Raw genomic sequence first — 21773 nt, forward strand, 5'->3', positions numbered from 1 at the left:
GACGACACGCTGTGTTCCCGACCGTGATCGCGGTCTTTCAATTGCTGCCGCTGGACGGCAGCGGCACGGCGTCTGACCTGATGCAGTCCGCGGTTGATCTCGCGCGCTCGGGCCTGCCTTCGGGCACAGGCCGAAGGGCCCGGCGCCGAGCCCCGCTTTGGCTGGTCATTGCCGCCATCTTCGTTGCGCTGCTGGCGCTGGTGCCGCTCGCCTTCATCATCTGGATCGCGGTGCAGACCGGCTGGGAAACCGTCTCGGCGCTGGTCTTCCGGCCGCGTGTCGGCGAGCTTCTGGTCAACACTGTCCTGCTGGTCGCGCTCTCCGTGCCGATCACCATCGTGCTGTCGGTTGCGCTGGCCTGGCTGACCGAGCGCAGCGACCTGCCGGGCGCCCGGCTCTGGGCCTGGCTCTGCGTGGCGCCGCTTGCCATCCCGGCTTTCGTGCACAGCTATGCCTGGGTCACCATGGTGCCGGGACTGCACGGCCTGTGGGCCGGCGTGCTGGTTTCCTTGATCGCCTATTTCCCGTTCCTGTATCTGCCGGTGTCGGCGGCATTGCGCCGTCTCGATCCCGCCCTCGAGGACGCTGCCGCCGCACTCGGCCTTGGACCCCGGCGCGTGTTCTGGCGGGTCGTGCTGCCGCAATTGCGGCTCGCCATCTGCGGCGGCTCGCTGCTGGTCGGCCTGCATCTGCTGGCCGAGTACGGCCTCTATGTCTTCATCCGCTTCGACACCTTCACCACGGCGATCGTCGACCAGTTCCAGTCGACCTTCAACGGACCGGCCGCCAACATGCTGGCCGGCGTGCTGGTCAGTTGCTGCTTCGTGCTGCTCGGCCTCGAAGTGCTGGTGCGCGGCGAGGAGCGCTATGCCCGCGTCGGCTCAGGTGCGGCGCGCCATCAGCAACGCACGAGCCTCGGACGCGCCACCATCCCGAGCCTGCTCTTGCTTGTCGTCACCACGCTTTTGGCGCTCGGCGTGCCGTTCGTCACCATCGGTGGCTGGCTTGCCGCCGGCGGCGCCGCTGTCTGGCGCTTGGACGAAATCGGCCTGGCGCTTGGCCAGACGCTGTTCCTGGCGCTCGCCGGCGCCTTGCTGGCCACCGTCGCCGCCATGCCGATGGCCTGGATCTCGATCCGCGCGCCGGGGCCGTTGCAGCGTCTGCTGGAGGGCTGCAACTATATTGTCGGCTCGTTGCCAGGGGTTGTCATTGCGCTGGCGCTGGTCACCATCACGGTGCGCATCGCGCTGCCGCTCTACCAGACCCTGTTCACCATCCTGGTGGCCTATGCGCTGATGTTCCTGCCGCGCGCGCTGGTCAGCCTGCGGGCGTCGATCGCGCAGGCGCCGGTCGAGCTCGAACGCGCCGCTTCCAGCCTCGGCCGGCCGCCGCTGCAGGCGCTGTGGTCGACGACGATCCGCCTGTCGGCGCCGGGTGCCGCGGCCGGGATGGCGCTGGTGGCGCTCGGCATCATGAACGAACTGACCGCCACCCAGATGCTGGCGCCCAACGGCACCCGCACGCTGGCGATGGCGTTCTGGTCCTACAGTGGTGAGATTGATTATGCCTCGGCGGCACCTTACGCCTTCATCATGGTGGCGATGTCGCTGCCCTTGACCTGGCTGCTCTATGTCCAGTCGAAACGGATGGCCGGACGATGAGCTTTCTCGAAATCAGCGGCCTGCACAAGCACTACGGTCCGGTGGCCGCTCTTGCCGGCGTCGACCTGAGCGTCGCCAGTGGTAGCCGCACGGCGATTGTCGGTCCGTCCGGCTGCGGCAAGACGACCTTGCTGCGGCTGATCGCCGGCTTCGAGGCCCCGGACCAGGGCCGCATCACGCTCGATGGCGAGGTGCTGGCCAATGGCGGCGCGGCGGTACCAGCGCATCGCCGCGGCATCGGCGTGGTGGCGCAGGACGGCGCCCTGTTCCCGCATCTGACCATTGCCGACAATATCGGCTTCGGCATGGCCCGAGGCGAGGACAAGCGCGCTGAGCGCATCGTCGAGCTCGCCTATATCGTCGGGCTCGACAAGGCGATCCTCAAACGCCGCCCGCACGAACTCTCCGGCGGCCAGCAGCAGCGTGTGGCATTGGCCCGCGCCATGGCGATGAAGCCCAGGCTGATGCTTCTGGACGAGCCGTTCTCGGCGCTCGATACCGGCCTGCGCGCCTCGATGCGCAAGGCGGTAGCCGAGCTGCTGGAAGCCGCCGGCATCACCACCATCCTGGTGACGCACGACCAGGCCGAGGCGCTGTCCTTCGCCAGCCAGGTCGCGGTGATGCGCGACGGCAAGTTCTCGCAAATCGGCACGCCGCGCGAGCTCTATCTCAAGCCGAAGGACAGGATGATCGCCGAATTCCTGGGCGACGCCATCATCCTGCCGGCCAAGATATCGAATGGCTTCGCCAACTCGCCGCTCGGCCGCATCGCGGTCGACACCAATGACAGCCGCGACATCGCCCGCATCATGCTTCGCCCGGAGCAGATCGCGCTGAAGAGAACGTCGCGCGAGGGCATGTCCGGCACCTCGGACATGCTGTTCGGCGAAGTGACGGAATCTGAATTCGCCGGCTCGATGTGCACGGTCGCGGTGCGGCTCTTGAACAATGCCGATCCGCCCGATGCGGCAGCGATCGGCAACACGCCGCTGGTCCTGCGCAAACCGGGCATGGACGCGCCGGCGGTCGGCGAGATCGTCCGACTGACCGTATCGGGAAAGGCGCATGTCTTCGCCTGAACGCCGTATGCGGTTAACCGACGCGCTTTCCTGCCTGATCGAACCAGTGCAGCTTTTCTGCCTTGGCAACCACGCGCAATTGGTTGCCAACCGTGGCGGTGGCGCGACCCGCGACACGCACGACGATGCGGTTGCCGCCTGCCGCACAGTGAAGGAAACTTTCGGCGCCTACCGGTTCGACTGCCTCGACCAGCGCCGGCAGGACGAGCGCGCCGGACGGCGCCTCCGCATTGAAGGTGACGTCGGCATCCTCGGGCCGAAAACCGAGGGTCGCAGCTCTTGCCTCCCGAGGCGCGAAAGCGATCGCCGTGCCGTCTGCGAGCACCGCGCCCGAGGCGCCTTCGGTCAGTGCCAGGAGATTCATCGGCGGCGCGCCGATGAAGGAAGCGACGAAGGTCGAGGCCGGTCTTTCGTAGACGTCGAGCGGCGCCCCCATTTGCTCGACCAGTCCGGCATTCATGACGACGAGAATGTCGGCCAACGTCATCGCCTCGAGCTGGTCATGCGTGACATAGACCGACGTGACGCCAAGCGAGCGTTGCAGGTTCTTTATCTCGACCCGCATCTGGCCACGCAATTTGGCATCGAGATTGGAGAGCGGCTCGTCGAACAGGAAAACCCTCGGGTTGCGCACAATGGCACGACCCATGGCGACACGCTGGCGCTGGCCGCCGGAAAGCTCCCGCGGGCGGCGGTCGAGCAGCGCCGAAAGTTCCAGTATTTTCGCCGTCGCGCGAACCCGGCTGTCGATCTCGTCCTTCGGCGTGCCGCGGTTGCGCAGCCCATAGGCCATGTTGTCGTAGACTTTCATATGCGGATAGAGCGCGTAGTTCTGGAACACCATGGCGATGTCACGCTCGGTTGGACCAATTGAGTTTACGATCTTGCCATCGATCGCAACTGTTCCCGAGGAGATGGTTTCGAGCCCGGCGATCATTCTGAGCAGCGTGGACTTGCCGCAGCCCGATGGGCCGACCAGCACGCAAAGCTCCTTGTCGGGAACTGCGATTGAAACGCCCTTCACGGCCTCGAAACCGCTGGGGTAGACCTTCTTCACATCCTTCAGATCGACGGTCGCCATCAGCTTCTCACTTTTCGGAATCGACCAGGCCGCGAACGAACCAGCGTTGCATCAGCACCACGACCAGGATCGGCGGCACGATGGCCAGCATCGCTGTGACCATGACCAGGTTCCATTGCGTATCGGCATCGGCGAAGGAGACCATCTTTCTGAGCGCGATGACGATCGTGTTCATGTTGCTGCTGTTGGTGACGAGCAACGGCCATAGATACTGCGTCCAGCCATAAATGAAGAGGATGACGAACAGCGCCGCGATATTTGTCCGCGACAACGGCAACAGGATATCGAAGAAGAAGCGCCACGGCCCCGCACCGTCGACACGCGCCGCCTCCACCAGCTCACCTGGAATGGTCATGAAAAACTGTCGAAACAGCAATGTGGCGGTGGCCGAGGCGATCAGCGGGATGATCAAGCCGGCATAGGTGTCGATCATGCCGAGATCGACCATCACCTTGTAGGTCGGCAGGATGCGCACCTCAACGGGAAGCATCAGGGTGATGAAGATCAGCCAGAAGAAGACCATCCGCAGCGGAAAACGGAAGAACACGATCGCATAGGCCGACAGGATCGAGATGAAAATCTTCCCCACCGCGATGCCGAGCGCCATGACCGTGGTGTTGAGCAGCAATCGACCGACGCTGACGCCGCCGATGCGACCGACACCGCCGAACAGCGCCTCGGTGTAATTGTTCCAGAACTGATCGCCGGGCAGGAGCGGCAACGGCGGCCTGAGGATCGTTTGCAGCGTCTGCGTCGAGGCAACGAACGTGTAGTAGATCGGGAAGGCAACGATCAATATGCCGAGGATCAGCACGGCGTGGGCGATGACGGTGCGGAGCGGTGACTGGCCGATCATCGCTCGCCCTCAGCCGTAATGGACTTTGCGTTCCACATAGCGGAACTGGATGGCCGTGAGCGAGATGACGATGACCATCAGGATGACCGACTGCGCCGCCGAGTCACCGAGGATCAGATTGACGAAGCCGTCATTGTATACCTTGTAGACCAGCGTCTCAGTCGTCTTGCCCGGACCGCCTCCGGTGACGGCATGGACGATGCCGAACGTGTCGAACAGGGCATAGACGGTGTTGACGACCAGCAGGAAGAAGGTCGTCGGCGCAAGCAGCGGGAAGACGATGGTCCAGAATCGCTTGGTCTCGCCGGCGCCGTCCATGGCCGCCGCCTCGATCAAGGCTTTCGGCACCGCCTGCAGGCCGGCGACGAAGAACAGGAAATTGTAGCTGATCTGCTTCCAGGCAGCGGCGGACACCAGCAGGATCATGGCGTGGGTGCCGTTGAGCAGTGGATCCCAGGCGATGCCGAAACTCCTCAGCATGTAGGCCAGCGACCCGATCGACGGGTTGAAGAGGAACAGCCACAACATACCGGCGATCGCCGGCGCCACCGCGTAGGGCCAGATCAAGAGCGTGCGGTAGAGACCTTTGCCGCGCACCACCTTCTCTGCCATGACCGCGAGCAGGAGCGCCACGCACATGGCGACGATAGCGGTCGCAAGGGAAAACACCACCGTGACCTTGATCGAGTTCAGGTAGGCCGGATCGGCAAGCACTTTCCTGAAATTGGCGAACCAGACGAACTTGGTCCTCAGTCCGAACGGGTCCTGCCTGAGCATGGATTGGTAGAACGCCTGACCGGCCGGCCAGTAGAAAAAAACGAGCGTGATGGCCAGTTGCGGCGCCACCAGCAGGTAGGGAAGGATCTTGTTGGGAAACACGACGCGAGGGGTCATGGAGCCACTCCGAGGTGATGAGGCGGGCGGCACGATGCGGCACCCCTCTTCGCCAAGATGGCTTTGAAGAGCGTTTCGGCGTTGGCATCATCGACCATTGGCGAAATCGCAAGGGACGGCAAAACTCCCCTCGCCGAGGGGAGATGCCTGGCAGGACAGATGGGCGCGCCGTAGAGCAAAGGACCTGCGCTCGCTCTAATTCCCCAGCGCTTCCTTGATCGCGGCGTTGCCACGCGTAACCGCATTGTCGAGCGCCTGCTGGGCGGTTTGCTGGCCGGCGAGCATCTTCTCGAACTCCTCGTTCTGGATATCGCGCACCTGCGGCAGGTTCGGCAGACGTACGCCCTTGGAATTGTCGGTCGGTGCCTTACCCGTCATCTGCAGGATCGGGGTCTCGCGACCGACGTTCTTGTCATAGAAACCGGACTTCTTGGTCGCTTCATAAGCCGCCAGCGTCACCGGCAGATAACCCGACTTCTGGTGCAGGTATTCTTGCACCTCGGTCTTCGACAGGTAGGCGAAGAAGGCCGCGACGCCCTTGTATTCCTCGTCGGATTTATCAGCGAAAACCCACAGGCTGGCGCCACCCGGCGTCGTGTTCTGCGGCGCGCCCTTGGCGTCGCTGTCATAGGGCAATTGGCCGATGCCGTAATTCATGCCGGACTTGACGATATCGCCAAGGCCGCCGGAGGATTCGGTCATGATCCCGCATTCGCCAGCGAGGAAGATCTGCTTGGCTTCGGAGGTGCGGCCGCCATATTTGAAGGTGCCGTCCTTGGCGAGGTCTGCGAGCGCTTGGAAATGGTTGACGAAAATCGGCGCATTGATCTTGAGCTCGACATCGCCGCCGGCCAGACCGTTCTGCTGGGTGGCCCATGACACGTCATTCCAGGCCGCGAAATTCTCCAGATGGATCCAGGTCAGCCAGGTCGAGGTGTAGCCGCAGGCGGCTGCGCCGCTCGCCTTGATCTTCTTGGCATCTTCCCACACCTCATTCCAGGTCTTGGGTGGGCTGTCGACGTCGAGACCAGCCTTCTTGAAGATATCCTTGTTGTAATAAAGGATCGGCGAGGAGGAGTTGTAGGGGAAGGAGAGCATGGTGCCGTCCGGCTTCGAATAATAGCCGACTATGCCTGGCAGATACTGGCTCTTGTCGAAGGTCATTCCAGCGCTGGTCAACACATCGGCTGCCGGCTTGATTGCGCCTTCGGCTGCCATCATCACGCCGGTGCCGACATCGAACACCTGCATGATATCGGGCGCCTGGCCCGCGCGGTAGGCGGCGATGCCGGCATTCAGCGTCTCGGGATACGTGCCTTTGAACACCGGAACGAGTTCATAGTCGCTCTGGCTGGCATTGAAATCTTTGGAGATCTTGTCGACAACTTCGGCATTGGCGCCAGTCATGGCGTGCCACCAACTGATCTGCGTGACAGCAAAAGCGGAGGTTGAGGAAAGCAGCATAAAGGTGGCGGCAACACCGGCCGCGAAGCCGAAGGACTTCATGTTTCATCTCCCGTTTGTCATTGGCGAAAGGGGCACTCCCGCAAAGGCAATATGTGTCGCTCGTGACAATCAGACAACGGTTTTGTTGCAGATCGACGAACTTCACCCTTTACCTCACGCCACCCTCGCCTCCGCTTGGAGACATGGAAAGCCACACGGTTAGCCGGCTTAGCGCGACGACAAGCGCGCCAGGAACTACCATCGGAACTGCCAAGCTGGCTTCGGCGTGTCAGCCCTGATTGCAGCCGCCGCAACCCGAAGAGACACGCCAAGGTTGCAGGCGACTTTATCGATCCCTCAACGGCAACGCGCTACTCAATCCTGCTGCCCTGTTTATTTCCAAAGATCAGGTGAAATAAAATGCTGACGGTCTACAATTGTATCGTCAACGAACACGATCTGAGACTGGTCGCACTTGCCGCGCTGATCTGCGGAATTTCCTGTTTCTCTGCCGTCAACCTGCTTCATCACATAAGCCGCTCCACCGATCGGAACCGGCTTGCCTGGCTGATGATCGCGGCCACTTCGACCGGCTTCGGCATCTGGGCAACGCACTTCATCGCCATGCTCGCATTCACACCGGGCATACCCAGTGCTTACGATCCCGCACTCTCCGTGCTTTCGCTCGCTGCTTCGGTCACTCTGACGGCAGCCGGCATGTGGATCGCCACCTTGCGGAATGAGTTCGATTATCATCTCGTCGGCGGCGCCGTGCTGGGCGGCGGTATCGCGGCCATGCACTACATTGGTATGGCGGCGTTCGAGGTTCAGGGCCGCATCGAGTGGAACCTGTTGCTTGTCGCCGTTTCCCTTCTGGCCGGCGTAACGCTCGCGGCGCTGGCGCTGCGTGTCGTGCAGCGCCGCCCCTCCATGAAGGCGACATCCGGCGGCGCGGTGCTGCTGACGCTGGCAATCTGCACCCTGCATTTCATCGGCATGGGTGCCGTCTCGATCTTCCCCGATCCCTCGATCGTCATATCCGAATACACGATCGAGCCGACCTCGCAGGCTTTCGCCGCCGCCGCCGCCACATTGGTGATCCTGGTCCTGTCGGCATCGGCGCTGTGGATCGATTTGCGCTTCCGTCGCCAGAAGCTCGAGGTCGACCGCATGCACGGCCTGGCCAATGCCGCCGTGGAGGGGCTGATCGTCTGCGACGGCAACCGCATCATCAGTGCCAATGACAGCATGGCGACATTGACGGGCATCGCAACAGCGACGCTGAACGGAATGCAGCTTGGCGATCTCTTCGGATCCGACATGTCAGGCTTCGGCGAACAGCCGCAGGAGGCCGAATTGAGCGGCCGCGATGGCACGAGCATTCCTGTCGAGTTGATCGCCAGGAGCATCGACTACTGTGGCAAGCCGCACAACGTGGTCGCGGTCCGCGACATTCGCGAGCGCAAGAAGGCGGAACAGGAGATCCTGCGGCTTGCCCATTTCGATCCATTGACCGGACTGGCCAATCGCCGCAGCTTTTCCGGCCGGCTGGAGACGGAAATTGCTGCGATGGGCCGCACCAGAAAAGGCGGCCAGCTTGCGCTTCTGCTGCTCGATCTCGACCGGTTCAAGGAGGTCAACGACCTGTATGGGCATGGCGCCGGGGACGCCATGCTGCAGAAGGTTGCGCATTGCATTACCGGCATCCTTCGCCAGGGACAGATGGTGGCGCGGCTGGGCGGCGACGAATTCGCCATCATCGCGCCGAACCTGACCGACCCGTTGGAGGCCGGCCGTATCGCCGACGCGGTGCTGACCGCCATGCGCGAGGAAAACCGGCTTTCTGTCGGCGGCGGCCTGGTGTCGGCCAGCATCGGCATTGCGCTTTATCCTTCGGATGCCGAGAACCAGGCCAGCTTGATAAGCCACGCCGATACGGCACTCTACCGGGCCAAGACCGAAGGCAAGGACACCTATCGCTATTTCGAAGCTTCGATGGGGGCCGAGGCGCGCGACAAGCGCGTGATGGAGCACGAACTGCGCCAGGCGGTTGCGCGCCAGGAGTTCTACCTCGTCTATCAGCCGCAGAAGGAGATCAGCAGCGGAAAGATGGTCGGTTTCGAAGCGCTGGTCCGGTGGCGGCATCCGACGCGCGGCGACGTGTCGCCGAGCATATTCATCCCGGTGGCCGAAGACAGCGGAGCCATTGGCCAGATTGGCGAATGGGTGCTGACGGCTGCCTGCGAGGAAGCCGCCCGCTGGGAAAATCCGCTGACGGTGGCCGTCAACGTTTCGGCGGTGCAGCTCCACAACACGAATTTCAGCCGCAAGGTCCACGAAACCTTGCTGAATTCCGGCCTGGCGCCCGGCAGGCTCGAGCTTGAGATCACCGAGACGGCGCTTGTTAAGGACATGCCGCGGGCACTGGCCACCTTGCGGCAGGTCAAGGCGCTGGGCGTGCGCGTCGCCATGGACGATTTTGGTACAGGCTATTCCTCGCTCTCCAACCTTCGCGCCTTCCCCTTCGACAAGATCAAGATCGATGGCTCCTTCATCAAGTCCGTCGACAAGAACGGCCAGGTCGCGGCGATCGTGCGCGCCGTCCTGGGACTTGGACGCGGTCTCGGCCTGCCGGTTCTGGCGGAAGGTGTCGAGACGCTCGGCGAACTGAAATTCCTGGACGCCGAAGCCTGCGAGATCGGCCAGGGCTATTACATCGGCAGGCCAGCTCTCATCGAGGAATTCGGCGAGCTGACCGGTGTAGTCGCACCCGCTGTCGGCAGCAAACCCGCCACCTTGCGCGACAGAAGCGTTCTGGCCTTCGCACCCGCGCCTGTCCTCAATAGGGCTTAAAAACTCTCGGGCTTGAGTGCCGTCTCGATCAGCCGCCTGGCGTCCGGCCCCGACCATTCGGCCGGGCCGTTCATATGGGCGATCAGGCAGCCTTCGCCGTCGATCAGCATGGTAACGGGAAGGCCTAGCGCCAGGCCGCGCTTCTTGAGGTCGTTGAACAGCGCCATCGTCGAATCCCGGTAATAATCGAGCGTCTCGACGCCGGTATCGCTGAGGAACTTCTTCGGCTTCACATCGTCGCCGGCATCGACATTGACGGCGACCACTTCAAAGGAGTCGCTGCCCTTTTCCTTCTCCAGCGCATCGAGCGCCGGCATTTCGGCACGGCACGGCGCGCACCATGTCGCCCACAGATTGAGCAGCACCGTCTTGCCGGCATGATCGGCAAGCGTCATCGGCTTGCCGTCCGGGCCATTGAAGGCAAGGCTCTTCAGGGATTGTGGCGGATCGGCCGGCAAAAGTGCCGCAACCTCACCGGTGGCCGACGCCGCGATTTTCTTGGCGCGGTCGCTCTTGGCCGCGCAGCCGACATCGTCCTTGCTCTCATCCACGGCAGCTTGTGCCGGTGCATTGTTGCCAGACCGGCTCTCGCTGACATATACCGCGACCGCGCCCGCCAGCGCGCCCGCCACCAAGGCGGCGAGGATCAGGCGCGGGGCCGGGAAGAATCTACTACCGTCTGCCATTTTCTCAAAACTGCTCCGAAGCACGGGTTATAGCCATGAGCGACAAGAAAACCAGCAACCAGATGTGGGGCGGACGTTTTGCCTCGGGTCCGGCCGCGATCATGGAAGCGATCAACGCGTCTATCTCCTTCGACCGCAAGCTTTATGCGCAGGACATCAAAGGCTCGATCGCCCATAGCGAGATGCTGGCGCAAACGGGCATTATTTCGGCGGCCGACCAAGAAAAAATCGCAGACGGGCTGAACACGATCCTGAAAGAGATCGAGGCCGGCAGCTTCGAGTTCTCGCCACGGCTCGAAGACATCCACATGAACATCGAAGCGCGCCTTGCCGATATGATTGGCCCGGCGGCCGGCCGCCTGCACACCGCACGCTCGCGCAACGACCAGGTCGCGGTCGATCTGAGGCTGTGGGTCAAGGAGGAGTGCTTTCGCGTCGCCGGGGCGTTGAAGGGGTTGATCGAGGCGCTGCTGGAGCGGGCCGAGGAGCATGCGGCGACCGTGATGCCGGGCTTCACCCATATGCAGGCGGCCCAGCCGGTGACCTTCGGCCATCATTGCATGGCCTATGTCGAGATGTTTTCTCGCGACCTGTCGCGCGCGCGCGATGCGATCGAACGGATGGACGAAAGCCCGCTCGGTGCCGCAGCCCTCGCCGGCACCAGCTTCCCGATCGACCGTCACCGGACCGCCAAGGCGCTCGGCTTCCGCGAGCCGATGCGCAATTCGCTGGACAGCGTCTCGGATCGCGATTTCGCGCTCGAGTTCCTCGCTCTTGCCGCGATCTGCGCCACGCATCTGTCACGGCTGGCTGAAGAGATCATCATCTGGTCGACGCCGCAATTCGGCTTTGTCAGGCTGTCGGACTCGTTTTCCACCGGCTCATCGATCATGCCGCAGAAGAAGAACCCCGATGCAGCCGAACTGGTGCGCGGCAAGACCGGCCGCGTCACCGGTCATCTGGTCGGCCTGCTGACGGTGATGAAGGGCATGCCTTTGACCTATGGCAAGGACATGCAGGAAGACAAGGAATCGGTGTTCGACGCCGCCGAGACGCTCGATCTGATGCTGGCGGCGATGACCGGCATGGTCTCGGACATGACGGTCAACGCTGCCGCGATGAAGAAGGCCGCCGGCTCCGGCCACGCGACAGCAACCGACCTTGCCGACTGGCTGGTGCGCACGCTCGGCCTGCCGTTCCGCGAAGCGCATCATGTCACCGGCCGGGCGGTGGCGCTGGCCGAAGACAAGAAGGTGGGGCTGGAGAGGCTTTCACTGGAGGATTTGCAGTCGATCAATTCCGGCATAACGGCCGACATATTTTCGGTGCTGGCGGTGCAGAACTCGGTCAAGAGCCGCATCAGTTTCGGCGGCACCGCGCCGTCGGAAGTGAGGAAGCAGATCCGCGCCTGGAAAAAGCGGCTGGCGAAAGCGTAATGCCGGATATTGCGAGCAGTAATATCCCGGATATTGCGACGGGCAATATCTCGGGGTGCAATGCGCCGAGAACTCGGCTAAAAGCGGCGGCTGACAAACGTTTCGGACGGATGGATCGATGACCGGAAGCAGGATTTTGGTGACGCTGACGCTGCTGGTTGCGATCGCGGCCGTTTCGGCCTGCGGCAGGAGGGGCGCTCTCGACACGCCCTATGAGGCGGCCGTACAGGCGCGCAAGGATGCCTCGAAGGCCCACCAGCCCGTGCCGCCGGAGCCGGAAAAACCGGTCAAGGACAAGAAATTCATCCTCGACCCGCTGATCTAGAGCCGACGAGAGCCGGGCCTTCCAACCCGATCTCATCGCGCCCCAACTTCCGGAACCACTCTCGTGAACCATTTCGACTACCGCGACGGCGTGCTCCATGCCGAGGACGTGGCGATACCAGATATCGCAGCACAGATCGGCACGCCATTCTACTGCTATTCGACGGCCACCCTGACCAGGCACTACCGAGTGTTTGCCCAGTCCTTTGCCGGGCTCGACACGCTTGTCTGCTACGCCATGAAGGCCAATTCCAACCAGGCCGTCCTGCGGACGCTGGCCAAGCTCGGCGCCGGCGCCGACGTGGTTTCGGAAGGTGAATTGCGCCGGGCGCTGGCCGCCGGCATTCCGGCCGGCAAGATCCTGTTTTCGGGCGTCGGCAAGACCGCGCGCGAAATGGACTTTGCCCTTGCCGCCGGCATCCTCTGCTTCAACGTCGAGTCCGAGCCTGAACTCGAGCTGTTGTCGGCGCGGGCCACTGCCCTTGGCAAGGTGGCGCCGATCTCGCTGCGCATCAATCCCGACGTCGACGCCAAGACCCACAAGAAGATCTCCACCGGCAAGGCCGAGAACAAGTTCGGCATCCCGTGGCAGCGGGCGCGGCAGGTTTATGCCCGCGCGGCAAAGCTTCCCGGCATCAGGATCACCGGCATCGATACCCATATCGGCAGCCAGATCACCGAGCTGCAGCCCTTCGACGATGCCTTCGCCCTGCTTGTCGATCTCGTCGGCGCGCTGCGGGCGGACGGCCATGCCATCGAGCATATCGATGTCGGCGGCGGGCTCGGCATTCCCTACCGCATCGACAACAACCCGCCGCCGCTGCCCGACGCCTATGCCCAGATCGTCAGGAAGCATGTCACCAAGCTCGGGCTGAAGGTGATGTTCGAGCCTGGCCGGCTGATATCAGGCAATGCCGGCATCCTCGTCTCGGAAGTGATCTTCGTAAAGGAAGGCGACGCCAAGAACTTCCTCGTCGTCGACGCCGCAATGAACGATCTCATCCGGCCGACGCTCTACGATGCCTTCCACGACATTCGTCCGGTCGTGCAGCCGCCGGCCGATACGCCGCGCATGATGGTCGACGTGGTCGGCCCGGTCTGCGAGACCGGCGACTATATCGGCCTGGACCGCGATCTGCCCAGGCTGAAGGCCGGCGATCTGATTGCCGTCTCCACCGCGGGCGCCTATGGCGCGGTGCAGGCCGGCACCTACAACACCCGCCTGCTGGTGCCGGAGGTGCTGGTCGACGGCGACCGGTTCCACGTCGTGCGCCCACGCCCGACCTATGACGACCTGATTGGGTTGGATTCCATGCCCGACTGGCTTGCATAGAAGCGCCGGAAACACACCTACCCGTCACAGGGAGCGAATCATGACGAACGGCATCACCGTCACACGCGAGCGCATTGCCGCGATGGAACCGCGCATCCGCCCCTATATCAGGCACACGCCGGTGCTGCGCGTCGACATGGCCGACTTCGACCGGCCGCCGCTGGCCGTCGACCTGAAGCTCGAATGCCTGCAGCATTCCGGCTCGTTCAAGGCGCGCGGCGCTTTCACCAATCTCCTGGAGCGGCCGGTTCCCGACGCCGGTGTCGTCGCGGCATCGGGCGGCAACCATGGCGCGGCCGTCGCCTATGCCGCCATGCGGCTGGGCCATAAGGCGACCATCTTCGTTCCCGAGGTGAGCCCGGCGGCCAAGCTGGAACGGATCCGCAGCTACGGCGCCGAGCTGATCGTCGGCGGCGCCCGCTATGCCGAGGCGTTGGCGGCCAGCGAACGTTTCGCCGAGAAAACCGGCGCCTTGCAGATTCATGCCTTCAACCAGGAGGAAACGCTCGTCGGCCAAGGCACGCTCGGGCTCGAAATCGAGAGCGATTTGCCTAAGATCGACACGCTGCTGGTCGCTGTCGGCGGCGGCGGCCTGATCGGCGGCATCGCTGCCTGGTTTGCCGGCCGCATCCGCATCATCGCCGTCGAGCCGGAAGGAGCGCCGACGCTGCATCGCGCCTTCGAGGCCGGACACCCCGTCGACGCACCGGCCGAGGGCATCGCCGCCGATTCGCTGGCGCCAAAGCGCGTCGGCGAAATGATGTTCCCGATCGCCGAGGCCTTTGTCGAACGCTCGATCCTGGTCAGTGACGACGACATCATCGCCGCGCAGAAGGCGCTGTGGAACCGGGCTCGCATCATCTCCGAGCCGGGAGGTGCGGCCGCCTTTGCCGCGGTCCTGTCCGGCCGCTATGCGCCGGCGGCGGGCGAACGGGTCGCCGTACTGGTCTGCGGGGCGAATGCAGACCCCGCTACCTTCTAAAGGGGCCCACCAACTTCTGAAGGGTATGCAGGATGGAACGATAGCGGCCACTTCACGTTTTTCCGAACTGCCTCGCCTTTGCCGTGTTTGCTGGTATTCTTTGAGTCGTGAGGCGTCGGGCTATCCTGCCCGCTCCACAGCATGATCCCGAAAAGTGAAATCCCTTTCGGAACAGATCATGCTCAAAGGGATAGGGCCGCATCCCGGTTTTCGGGATGCAATAGGCTCAAGGAAGGGCCGATGACGCAACGACCCACCCTCAGCAGCGATCGCGGCCTCGCCGGGCGCCTGGCCATGAGCCGGCTGGCGACGCGGGTCTCGATGATGGTCGAGCGCGGCTGGCCGTTGCTGCTTCCGCTCGTCATAGTCGCCAGCCTGTTCCTCAGCATCTCCTGGCTCGGGCTGTTCTCCCGGCTGCCGGATATGGCGCGCATCGGCCTGATCGCTGCTTTTGCCATAGCGGCACTGGCCGCGCTCTATCCGCTGCGCTTCTTCCGCCTGCCGGGCGCCGCCGAAATTGACCGCCGCATCGAGGCCGCCAATCAACTGTTGCACAGCCCGGTGCTGGTGCAGACCGACCGGCCCAGCGGCAGGGAAAGCAGCTTCTCGCAGGCGCTGTGGCGCGAACACCAGAAGCGCATGGCTGGAAAGCTCGACAACCTTGGCGCCGACCTGCCGCGCACACGCGTGCCGGAGCGCGACCCCTGGGGGCTGCGCGCGGTGGCGGCCCTTTTGCTCGTTACCGCCTTCGCCTTCTCCTTCGGACCGACGGGCGGCAGGATCAGCGACGGCTTCAATGCCCATGGGACGCGCGATATCGTGCCGCCGCGCATCGATGCATGGGTGACGCCACCGGCCTATACCGGCAAGCCGCCGATCTTCTTGACCGCCGACGCAAACCAGGCGATCCCGACCTTTACGGTTCCCGAAGGCAGCGACGTTTCGCTGCGCGTGACGGGCGGCTCGGGCGAGGAAACGCTCGGCTATGCCGACAAGAATGGCAACGCCCGCGTCATCGACCCCGCTGCGCCGCAGACCGCCGCCAAGCCGGCTGCAAGCCCGGCGACGCCGTCCAAGGTGCGCCAGTTCACCAGCAAGCTGACCGGCGACGGCACGCTGACGCTGACGTCGGGCGAGGAACAGCTCGGCCGCTGGGCCTTCGCGGTCATATCGGACAAGCCGCCGCAGATCCGCTTCGTCGGCGAGCCCAAGCGCGCCGCCAATGGCGCCTTCGAGCTAAACTACCAAATCGACGACGACTATGGCGCCGCCACCGCCAAGGCGGTGTTCGCGCTCGCCGATCCGCAGGCGCCGAATGCGCGTCCGCTGTACGGTGCACCTGAAATGCCGCTGACGCTGCCGCGCCGCGGCGGCAAGTCGAACGCCGCCAGGACCTCCAAGGACCTGACCGAGCATGTCTGGGCCGGCAGCAGCATTAAGCTGACGCTGGTCGCCACCGACGATGCCGGGCACACCGCATCGAGCCAAACCAAGACGCTGCTGATGCCGGAGCGGCCTTTCGCCAATCCGCTGGCACGCGCCGTGATCGAACAGCGCCGCCTGCTGGCGCTCGACGCCAACGCCAAGCCGCGCGTGCTCGACCTGATGGACGCCATCACGCTGCGGCCGGAAGACACGTTCGACAATATGTCCCACTACCTCGCCATTATGAGTGCCCGCACCCGGCTGAAGATGGCCGAGAGCGACGATCAATTGCGCAGCGAGGTCTCCTATCTCTGGGAAATCGCGCTCGGCATCGAGGAAGGCAATCTTTCGGCCGCCGAAAAGCGGCTGCGCCAAGCGCAACAGGCGCTGCAGGACGCCATCAAGAATGGCGCCAGCGACGCTGAAATCGAAAAGGCGATGAAGGAACTGCGCGAGGCGATGAACCAGTTCCTGCAGGAATTCGCGGAGCGCGCCAAGCAGAATCCCAACGCCCCGCAGATGCAGCAGAACGGCCAGGAACTACGCCAGAGCGACATCGATCGCATGATGGATCAGATCGAAAACCTGGCGAAGTCCGGAGATCGCGACAAGGCCCAGCAACTGCTGTCGCAACTGCAGGACATGATGAACAATCTGCAAGCCGGCCGTCAGCAGCAAGGCGGCCAGCAGGACAGCGAGATGCGCCAGCAGATGGACAAGCTGGGCGAGATCCTGCGACGTCAGCAGGAGATGATGAACGAAACCTTCCGCATGGATCAGATGCAGCGTGGCGAGCGCCAGCGCGGGCAGAACCGTGACGAGCAGCTCGGCGAAGGCGGCCAGGATGAGGACAGACCCGGCGTCGGCGAAGACCGCGATCCGCTCGCCCGGCAAAAGCCGATGACACCCCAGGAATTCGCCGATGCGCTGAAACAGCTGCAGCAGGGCCAGGGCCAACTGCAAAGCGACCTCGAGCAGCTGAAGAAAGGCCTCGAAGGCATGGGTATGGAGCCCAATGAAGGATTTGGCGAGGCCGGCAAGTCCATGGGCAATGCCGAACAGGCACTCGGCGAGGGCGAAGGCGATGCGGCCGTCGGTCATCAGGGCCGGGCGCTGGAAGCGCTGCGCAAGGGCGCCAAGGACATGATGAAGCAGATGCAGGCCATGCAAGGCGACCAGGGCGGCGGCGAGGAAGGCGGCCGCCAGCAGAACGCCGATCGTGATCCGCTCGGCCGGCCACGCGCCAGCACGGGTCCCGACTTCGGCGATTCGGTGAAGGTGCCCGACGAGATCGACGTGCAGCGTGCCCGCCAGATACTGGAAGCGATCCGCAAGCGGCTCGGCAATGCGCTCAGCCCTGACATTGAACGCAGCTATCTGGAACGGCTGCTCGAGCTGAAATAGAGCAATTCCACGAAAATTATGAAGCGGTTTTCCGTCCGGAATTGCTATAAAACAAAGGGATTGCCGTCCGCCATCCCACCTGAAAACCCTCTCGCACGGTTGCACCACCATGCCCAGACTTGGCGCCGTCACACCCATCCTGCGCATCTTCGACATTGCCAAGGCACGTGAATTCTACGTCGGCTTCCTCGGCTTCGAGGTGCAGTGGGAACATCGCTTCGCCGACGACGCGCCGCTTTACATGGCGGTCGGCCGCGACGGCTGTGTTCTGCATCTCAGCGAACATCACGGCGACGGTGCACCCGGCATCGCCGTGCGCATCGAGGTCGAGGACATCACGGCTCTTCATGGCGAACTGATCGGCAAAAACTACCGCTTCGCCAGGCCGGGCGTGGAAGAGACGCCTTGGAAGACCCGCGAGATATCGGTCGCCGATCCGTTCGGCAACAGGCTGCATTTCTACGAGGATGCCGCCGGCTGACTGAGCCTGTTGACGAAGGCTTCGCGGATAGCATCCTGCATGCCGTCGATCGCCTCGCCTGACGCATTCGGGTTGCGGTGCATCACCACGTTCGAGGAATCGATGGCGCCGAATCCGTCTGCCGTGGTCAGTTCACGACAGCCGTCCGGAATGTTGCTGCGCGAAATCGGCGCGATCGCCAGTCCGGAGGTGACGGCGAGCTTGAGGCCGCCGGTGGTGTCGCTGGTATAGGCGACACGATAGGCAAGATCGCGCTGCTCCAGTGATTTGATGGCAAAGTCCTTGCACCAGCCGGCCCGGTTGTAGAGCGCGATCGGCACCGGCTGTTCCTCATGCATATGGTGCAGGGTCGACGTCACCCACACGGTCGGGTCCTGCATCAGCACTTCGCCGCCGGCAGGATCCTGCCATTCGAACACCACGCACAGATCGAGCTCGCCGGCAGCGAGCGCCGCCATCTGCGCCCCGGAATGGGCATAGCGCACGGTGACCTCGACCTGCGTATGACGCTTCGAAAAAGCGCCGAGCGCGCGCGACAGGATGGCGTGGCCATATTCCTCCGGAATGCCGATGCGGACCGGCCCGCCAAGCGGCGCTGCCGCCATCGATGCCGACGTCTCGTCGAGCAGCGAGACAATGCGGCGGGCGTTGACGATGAGTTCGCCGCCGCGCCGCGTCAACGCGACGCCGCGCGAACCGCGCTCGAACAGGCTGGCGCCGATCAGCTCTTCGAGCTTCTTCATCTGCATCGACACCGCGGACTGGGTGCGGCCGGCCTGCTCCGCCGCCTTGGTGAAATTGCCGGTCTCGGCAATCGCCACGAAGGTGCGCAGGAGATCGCTGTCGAGGGTCGGCCGCATGAAATCCGCCATAAGGGAATTTGATTGCTGGCATCATTCCAATTCGTTTGCAACATGTCAAATGGCGGACGATAGTCGCCTCACCCATTGGATATGCGGCTGCGAAATCAGCCGCGGACCAATCAAGAGTCCTCACTCGTGCCCGCTGCCCGAAACGGTGGCGGGTTCTTTTTACGCCGCAGGCGACAGCTTCGGACCGTACGCGCAGGAGCCTGGATGCAGATGCAGAATCGGATGGTGGGCGGCATCCTGAGCCTGTGCCTCGGCGTGCTGATCTTTTCGCTGCAGGATCCGCTCGTCAAAGCCGTGTCGAGCGGCTATCCAGTGACCGAGGTGATGGCGATCCGCTCGATCGTCGCCCTGCCGATCCTGATCGTTCTGGTCCATGCCGACGTCGGCCTGCGGGCGATCCAGTCGAAGCGATTCGGCATGCTGACGGTGCGCGCCTTCATCCAGTTCACCTCCTATACGATGTACTACCTGGCCATCGCCGCCTTGCCGCTTGCCGATGCGGTGGCGCTCTATTTCATGGCGCCGCTGTTCATCATGGTGCTGGCCGGGCCGTACCTTGGCGAGCGCGTCTCCTGGCAGACACTGGCAACCGTGCTGATCGGCTTGTTCGGCGTCCTCGTGATGCTGCGTCCCGGCGCAGGGCTGTTCGACTGGGCAGCGCTGCTGTCGCTGGGCTCGGCGGCGCTCTATGGTTTTTCGCAGCTGATGGCCCGCAAGATCGGCGATACTGAATCGTCCACCGTCATGGCCTTCTATCAGAACGGCGCCTATCTGGTCGGCGCCGCCGTGGTTGCCGGGGCATTTCACCTGGCCGGCATCACCCACGCCGTCCACCCGAGCCTGGAATTCCTGGTACGGCCCTGGCTGTGGCCGACGCTGCCCGATTTTCTCAAGATGGCGGCCTGCGGTTTCGTCGCCTCCGCCGGCATGATCCTGCTGTCGCAGGCCTACCGGATGGCGCAGGCCAACCGCGTTGCCACTTTCGAATACACCGGCATCCTGTGGTCGCCGCTGTGGGGTTTCCTGTTCTTCGCCGAGGTGCCGCGGTCGACGACCGTCATCGGTGCCGCCTTGATCATCGGCGCCGGCCTGCTGGCGCTCAACACCGAACGGCGTAAAAGCCCCCCACCCGTGCTCGCTGCCACCGATCCAGCCTGATCAGGCGAAGCAGATCAGCGCCCGTTCGACGCGCGAGCGGATTTCGGCCAGCGTGAAGGGCTTCTGCACGACATCGAGGATGATGCCGTTCAACTCCTCGGCGCGCTCGCGCTGGTCGGCATAGCCGGTCATCAGCACGATCTTCATCGCCGGAAACAATGCTGCCGCCGCGATCGCCATCTCGATGCCGTCCATCTCCGGCATGCGGATATCGGAGACGACCAGATCGTAGCCGCCACGCGCTGCCTTGATCTGCGCAAGCCCCTGCGCGCCGTCCGCCGCGATATCGATTGTGTGCCCGGCGCGTTCAAGCGCGCGGGCGGCCAGGGTGCGGACGGACTCATCGTCCTCGACGATCAGAAGCTTTGCCATGGCCGGCATATTTGGCCGCGAAAAGTTGACTTTTCCTGAAAGCCCCCGAGCAATTCAGGAAAAGTGTGAGACGGTTTTCCGGGAAAAGCGCATAGCGCTTTCCCTTGGGAATTGCGTCAAAACAAAAAACTAGAGCGGTTCGGCGTTTTCGTGAAGCGGCGAACCGCTCTAAGCATCAGCAAACCTTTTTGATGCCGCTCAGACATCCCCTTTGACGACACCGACAAACGGCAACTCGCGAAAAGCATGCGCGACATCCATGCCGTAGCCGACAACGAAATAGTCGGGGCAGTCGAAGCCGACATAGTCGGCATTGAGCTCGGTCTGGCGGCGCATGCGCTTGTCGAGCAGCACGGCGATCGAACAGCTCTTGGCGCCCCGCGACAACATCAGCTCGCGGGTAAAGCTCAGCGTCTTCCCCGATTCGAGAATGTCGTCGATCAGCAGCACGTCGCGGCCGGCGACCTCATTGTCGATTTCGCGCAGCACCCTCACCTCGCCGCTGCTGGTGCCGGCGCCATAGCTGGAGATGAAGATGAATTCGACCTCCGGCGACAGGCCGACATCATGCATGGCGCGGATGAGATCTGCGGCGAAGATGAACGAGCCCTTCAGGACCGAGATCACCAGCAGATCGTGATAGTCGTGGCCGGCAATCTCCTTGGCGAGTTCCAGATTGCGCCGCGCGATCGCCGATGCTGAAAACAGAACCTCGATGTCCTTGCCGCGTACGATGGGCATTGATGGTCTTCCCCGGTGATCGCCTATTCGGCGAAAGTGACCGACACGGTCTTCACACCGTTTCTAGGCACGTCGAGCCGGCTGGCAAAGCCGAATCTTTCGCCAGAGGCCAGCGAGCGGCCGGATGTCCCCAACGTATAGCGGGTGGTCTGCCCGTCATTGCCAGTCACCCGGATTTCAAGCGGCGGCAACTGCGTCGGTTTCGCACCGTCATTGACGGCCTCGCCATCGACGAACAGTGCGGCGTTCGGCCCGGTAGCGTCGACGCGTGACGTGACGCCCGGAATGCTGAGCGCCGACGCCTGCGCGCTGGACAGGAACGGCGCCTGGCGCACCAGCGCGTGCCCGCCGGAGACCCAGAACGCGGCCAAGGCAGCGCCGATACCAGCGACCCAGAAGATCGGTCCGCCGCGCGAGGCCGGTAGCCGCTCCGGTGAGGCTTCGGGCTTGCGCAGCATGTCCATGCCTTCGATGGGCGGCGTGACGATCGCGCGCGGCAGCGGCGAAACGCTTTCCACCGCAGGCGCAAGGCGCGGCATCACCACGTAGTCGGCATCGACGATGTCGGCGGCCGAACCACGCATGAACCTGTCCGCTGCGGCAATTGCCGCCGGATCGGTCATGATTTCGCCGGAAACCGGGCGCGCGGTTCGATCGTCAGCCATCATGGCCCCAGCATTGCAGCACGT

The 21773-nt window shown here is 63.5% G+C and carries 19 protein-coding genes; 10 read left to right on the plus strand and 9 right to left on the minus strand.

Features of this window, described 5'->3' with window-relative positions; genetic code table 11:
• Positions 1–80 precede the first annotated feature (80 nt).
• Both NKJ11_RS22750 and NKJ11_RS22755 read left to right on the plus strand, forming a co-directional pair.
• On the plus strand, positions 81–1661 hold the full coding sequence (locus NKJ11_RS22750; RefSeq protein ID WP_352612780.1) for an ABC transporter permease: 1581 nt from the start codon (positions 81–83) through the stop codon (positions 1659–1661).
• Entirely contained in the window at positions 1658–2740 is a 1083-nt protein-coding gene (locus tag NKJ11_RS22755) for an ABC transporter ATP-binding protein (protein ID WP_128304644.1), read from the plus strand. Before NKJ11_RS22750 ends, NKJ11_RS22755 begins: the two co-directional genes overlap by 4 nt.
• A gap of 13 nt (positions 2741–2753) precedes the next feature.
• Here NKJ11_RS22755 and NKJ11_RS22760 read toward each other — a convergent pair whose 3' ends face one another.
• The 4 genes from NKJ11_RS22760 to ugpB form a co-directional block, all read right to left on the minus strand.
• Entirely contained in the window at positions 2754–3821 is a 1068-nt protein-coding gene (locus NKJ11_RS22760) for a sn-glycerol-3-phosphate import ATP-binding protein UgpC (protein ID WP_352612768.1), read from the minus strand.
• Positions 3822–3828: 7 nt separating this feature from the next.
• On the minus strand, positions 3829–4677 hold the full coding sequence (gene ugpE, locus NKJ11_RS22765) for a sn-glycerol-3-phosphate ABC transporter permease UgpE (RefSeq protein WP_023811119.1): 849 nt from the start codon (positions 4675–4677) through the stop codon (positions 3829–3831).
• A gap of 9 nt (positions 4678–4686) precedes the next feature.
• Positions 4687–5571, minus strand: a complete 885-nt coding sequence (ugpA, locus tag NKJ11_RS22770) for a sn-glycerol-3-phosphate ABC transporter permease UgpA (RefSeq protein ID WP_023811118.1) — start codon at positions 5569–5571, stop codon at positions 4687–4689.
• Positions 5572–5766: 195 nt separating this feature from the next.
• Complete coding sequence (gene ugpB / locus NKJ11_RS22775; protein WP_023811116.1) at positions 5767–7077, minus strand: sn-glycerol-3-phosphate ABC transporter substrate-binding protein UgpB; 1311 nt, start codon at positions 7075–7077, stop codon at positions 5767–5769.
• A gap of 360 nt (positions 7078–7437) precedes the next feature.
• On the opposite strand from ugpB, the gene NKJ11_RS22780 reads away from it, so the two are divergent.
• Complete coding sequence (locus NKJ11_RS22780; protein WP_023811115.1) at positions 7438–9870, plus strand: sensor domain-containing diguanylate cyclase; 2433 nt, start codon at positions 7438–7440, stop codon at positions 9868–9870.
• Here the strand turns inward: NKJ11_RS22780 and tlpA are convergent.
• Complete coding sequence (gene tlpA, locus NKJ11_RS22785) at positions 9867–10556, minus strand: thiol:disulfide interchange protein TlpA (protein ID WP_352794299.1); 690 nt, start codon at positions 10554–10556, stop codon at positions 9867–9869. The genes NKJ11_RS22780 and tlpA overlap by 4 nt on opposite strands.
• 35 nt (positions 10557–10591) lie before the next feature.
• On the opposite strand from tlpA, the gene argH reads away from it, so the two are divergent.
• The 6 genes from argH (at position 10592) to NKJ11_RS22815 (ending at position 17941) form a co-directional block, all read left to right on the plus strand.
• The gene (gene argH / locus NKJ11_RS22790) at positions 10592–11992 is read left to right on the plus strand and encodes an argininosuccinate lyase (protein ID WP_352794300.1); all 1401 of its coding nucleotides are present in this window, start codon (positions 10592–10594) and stop codon (positions 11990–11992) included.
• A gap of 118 nt (positions 11993–12110) precedes the next feature.
• Complete coding sequence (gene lptM / locus NKJ11_RS22795; protein WP_023811112.1) at positions 12111–12317, plus strand: LPS translocon maturation chaperone LptM; 207 nt, start codon at positions 12111–12113, stop codon at positions 12315–12317.
• A gap of 63 nt (positions 12318–12380) precedes the next feature.
• Entirely contained in the window at positions 12381–13649 is a 1269-nt protein-coding gene (lysA, locus tag NKJ11_RS22800; RefSeq protein WP_352441727.1) for a diaminopimelate decarboxylase, read from the plus strand.
• Between the two features lie 40 nt (positions 13650–13689).
• Positions 13690–14631, plus strand: coding sequence for a threonine/serine dehydratase (locus NKJ11_RS22805; RefSeq protein ID WP_352441728.1), 942 nt, complete (start codon positions 13690–13692; stop codon positions 14629–14631).
• 240 nt (positions 14632–14871) lie between these two features.
• The gene (locus NKJ11_RS22810; protein ID WP_352441729.1) at positions 14872–17460 is read left to right on the plus strand and encodes a TIGR02302 family protein; all 2589 of its coding nucleotides are present in this window, start codon (positions 14872–14874) and stop codon (positions 17458–17460) included.
• A 109-nt stretch (positions 17461–17569) separates the two neighbouring features.
• Entirely contained in the window at positions 17570–17941 is a 372-nt protein-coding gene (locus tag NKJ11_RS22815) for a glyoxalase superfamily protein (RefSeq protein ID WP_352441730.1), read from the plus strand.
• Here the strand turns inward: NKJ11_RS22815 and NKJ11_RS22820 are convergent.
• A complete protein-coding gene (locus tag NKJ11_RS22820) occupies positions 17920–18801 on the minus strand; it encodes a LysR family transcriptional regulator (protein WP_023811107.1) in 882 nt (293 codons plus the stop codon). The two genes, NKJ11_RS22815 and NKJ11_RS22820, sit on opposite strands and share 22 nt — an antisense overlap.
• Before the next feature lie 222 nt (positions 18802–19023).
• On the opposite strand from NKJ11_RS22820, the gene NKJ11_RS22825 reads away from it, so the two are divergent.
• Positions 19024–19971 carry a DMT family transporter gene (locus tag NKJ11_RS22825; RefSeq protein WP_352441784.1) on the plus strand — a complete coding sequence of 316 codons (948 nt, stop codon included), beginning with the start codon at positions 19024–19026 and terminating at the stop codon, positions 19969–19971.
• Here NKJ11_RS22825 and NKJ11_RS22830 read toward each other — a convergent pair whose 3' ends face one another.
• The 3 genes from NKJ11_RS22830 to NKJ11_RS22840 all read right to left on the minus strand — a co-directional run bounded on the left by NKJ11_RS22830 (position 19972) and on the right by NKJ11_RS22840 (position 21752).
• Positions 19972–20343 (minus strand): response regulator, encoded by a 372-nt coding sequence (locus NKJ11_RS22830; protein WP_352441731.1) that lies wholly within the window; start codon positions 20341–20343, stop codon positions 19972–19974.
• A gap of 198 nt (positions 20344–20541) precedes the next feature.
• Positions 20542–21084, minus strand: coding sequence for a hypoxanthine phosphoribosyltransferase (gene hpt / locus NKJ11_RS22835; RefSeq protein ID WP_352441732.1), 543 nt, complete (start codon positions 21082–21084; stop codon positions 20542–20544).
• A gap of 23 nt (positions 21085–21107) precedes the next feature.
• A complete protein-coding gene (locus tag NKJ11_RS22840; RefSeq protein WP_352794301.1) occupies positions 21108–21752 on the minus strand; it encodes a hypothetical protein in 645 nt (214 codons plus the stop codon).
• Between the last annotated feature and the right edge of the window lie 21 nt (positions 21753–21773).

The sequence above is a fragment of the Mesorhizobium sp. M0243 genome, from assembly GCF_040321775.1.
GTDB lineage: Bacteria > Pseudomonadota > Alphaproteobacteria > Rhizobiales > Rhizobiaceae > Mesorhizobium.

Coding starts and splice junctions, on each gene's coding strand:
- NKJ11_RS22750 (WP_352612780.1), top strand. CDS start 81: ATGCAGTCCGCGGTTGATCTCGCGCGCTCGGGCCTGCCTTCGGGCACA.
- NKJ11_RS22755 (WP_128304644.1), top strand. CDS start 1,658: ATGAGCTTTCTCGAAATCAGCGGCCTGCACAAGCACTACGGTCCGGTG.
- NKJ11_RS22760 (WP_352612768.1), bottom strand. CDS start 3,821: ATGGCGACCGTCGATCTGAAGGATGTGAAGAAGGTCTACCCCAGCGGT.
- ugpE (WP_023811119.1), bottom strand. CDS start 4,677: ATGATCGGCCAGTCACCGCTCCGCACCGTCATCGCCCACGCCGTGCTG.
- ugpA (WP_023811118.1), bottom strand. CDS start 5,571: ATGACCCCTCGCGTCGTGTTTCCCAACAAGATCCTTCCCTACCTGCTG.
- ugpB (WP_023811116.1), bottom strand. CDS start 7,077: ATGAAGTCCTTCGGCTTCGCGGCCGGTGTTGCCGCCACCTTTATGCTG.
- NKJ11_RS22780 (WP_023811115.1), top strand. CDS start 7,438: ATGCTGACGGTCTACAATTGTATCGTCAACGAACACGATCTGAGACTG.
- tlpA (WP_352794299.1), bottom strand. CDS start 10,556: ATGGCAGACGGTAGTAGATTCTTCCCGGCCCCGCGCCTGATCCTCGCC.
- argH (WP_352794300.1), top strand. CDS start 10,592: ATGAGCGACAAGAAAACCAGCAACCAGATGTGGGGCGGACGTTTTGCC.
- lptM (WP_023811112.1), top strand. CDS start 12,111: ATGACCGGAAGCAGGATTTTGGTGACGCTGACGCTGCTGGTTGCGATC.
- NKJ11_RS22805 (WP_352441728.1), top strand. CDS start 13,690: ATGACGAACGGCATCACCGTCACACGCGAGCGCATTGCCGCGATGGAA.
- NKJ11_RS22810 (WP_352441729.1), top strand. CDS start 14,872: ATGACGCAACGACCCACCCTCAGCAGCGATCGCGGCCTCGCCGGGCGC.
- NKJ11_RS22815 (WP_352441730.1), top strand. CDS start 17,570: ATGCCCAGACTTGGCGCCGTCACACCCATCCTGCGCATCTTCGACATT.
- NKJ11_RS22820 (WP_023811107.1), bottom strand. CDS start 18,801: ATGCGGCCGACCCTCGACAGCGATCTCCTGCGCACCTTCGTGGCGATT.
- NKJ11_RS22825 (WP_352441784.1), top strand. CDS start 19,024: ATGCAGAATCGGATGGTGGGCGGCATCCTGAGCCTGTGCCTCGGCGTG.
- NKJ11_RS22830 (WP_352441731.1), bottom strand. CDS start 20,343: ATGGCAAAGCTTCTGATCGTCGAGGACGATGAGTCCGTCCGCACCCTG.
- hpt (WP_352441732.1), bottom strand. CDS start 21,084: ATGCCCATCGTACGCGGCAAGGACATCGAGGTTCTGTTTTCAGCATCG.
- NKJ11_RS22840 (WP_352794301.1), bottom strand. CDS start 21,752: ATGATGGCTGACGATCGAACCGCGCGCCCGGTTTCCGGCGAAATCATG.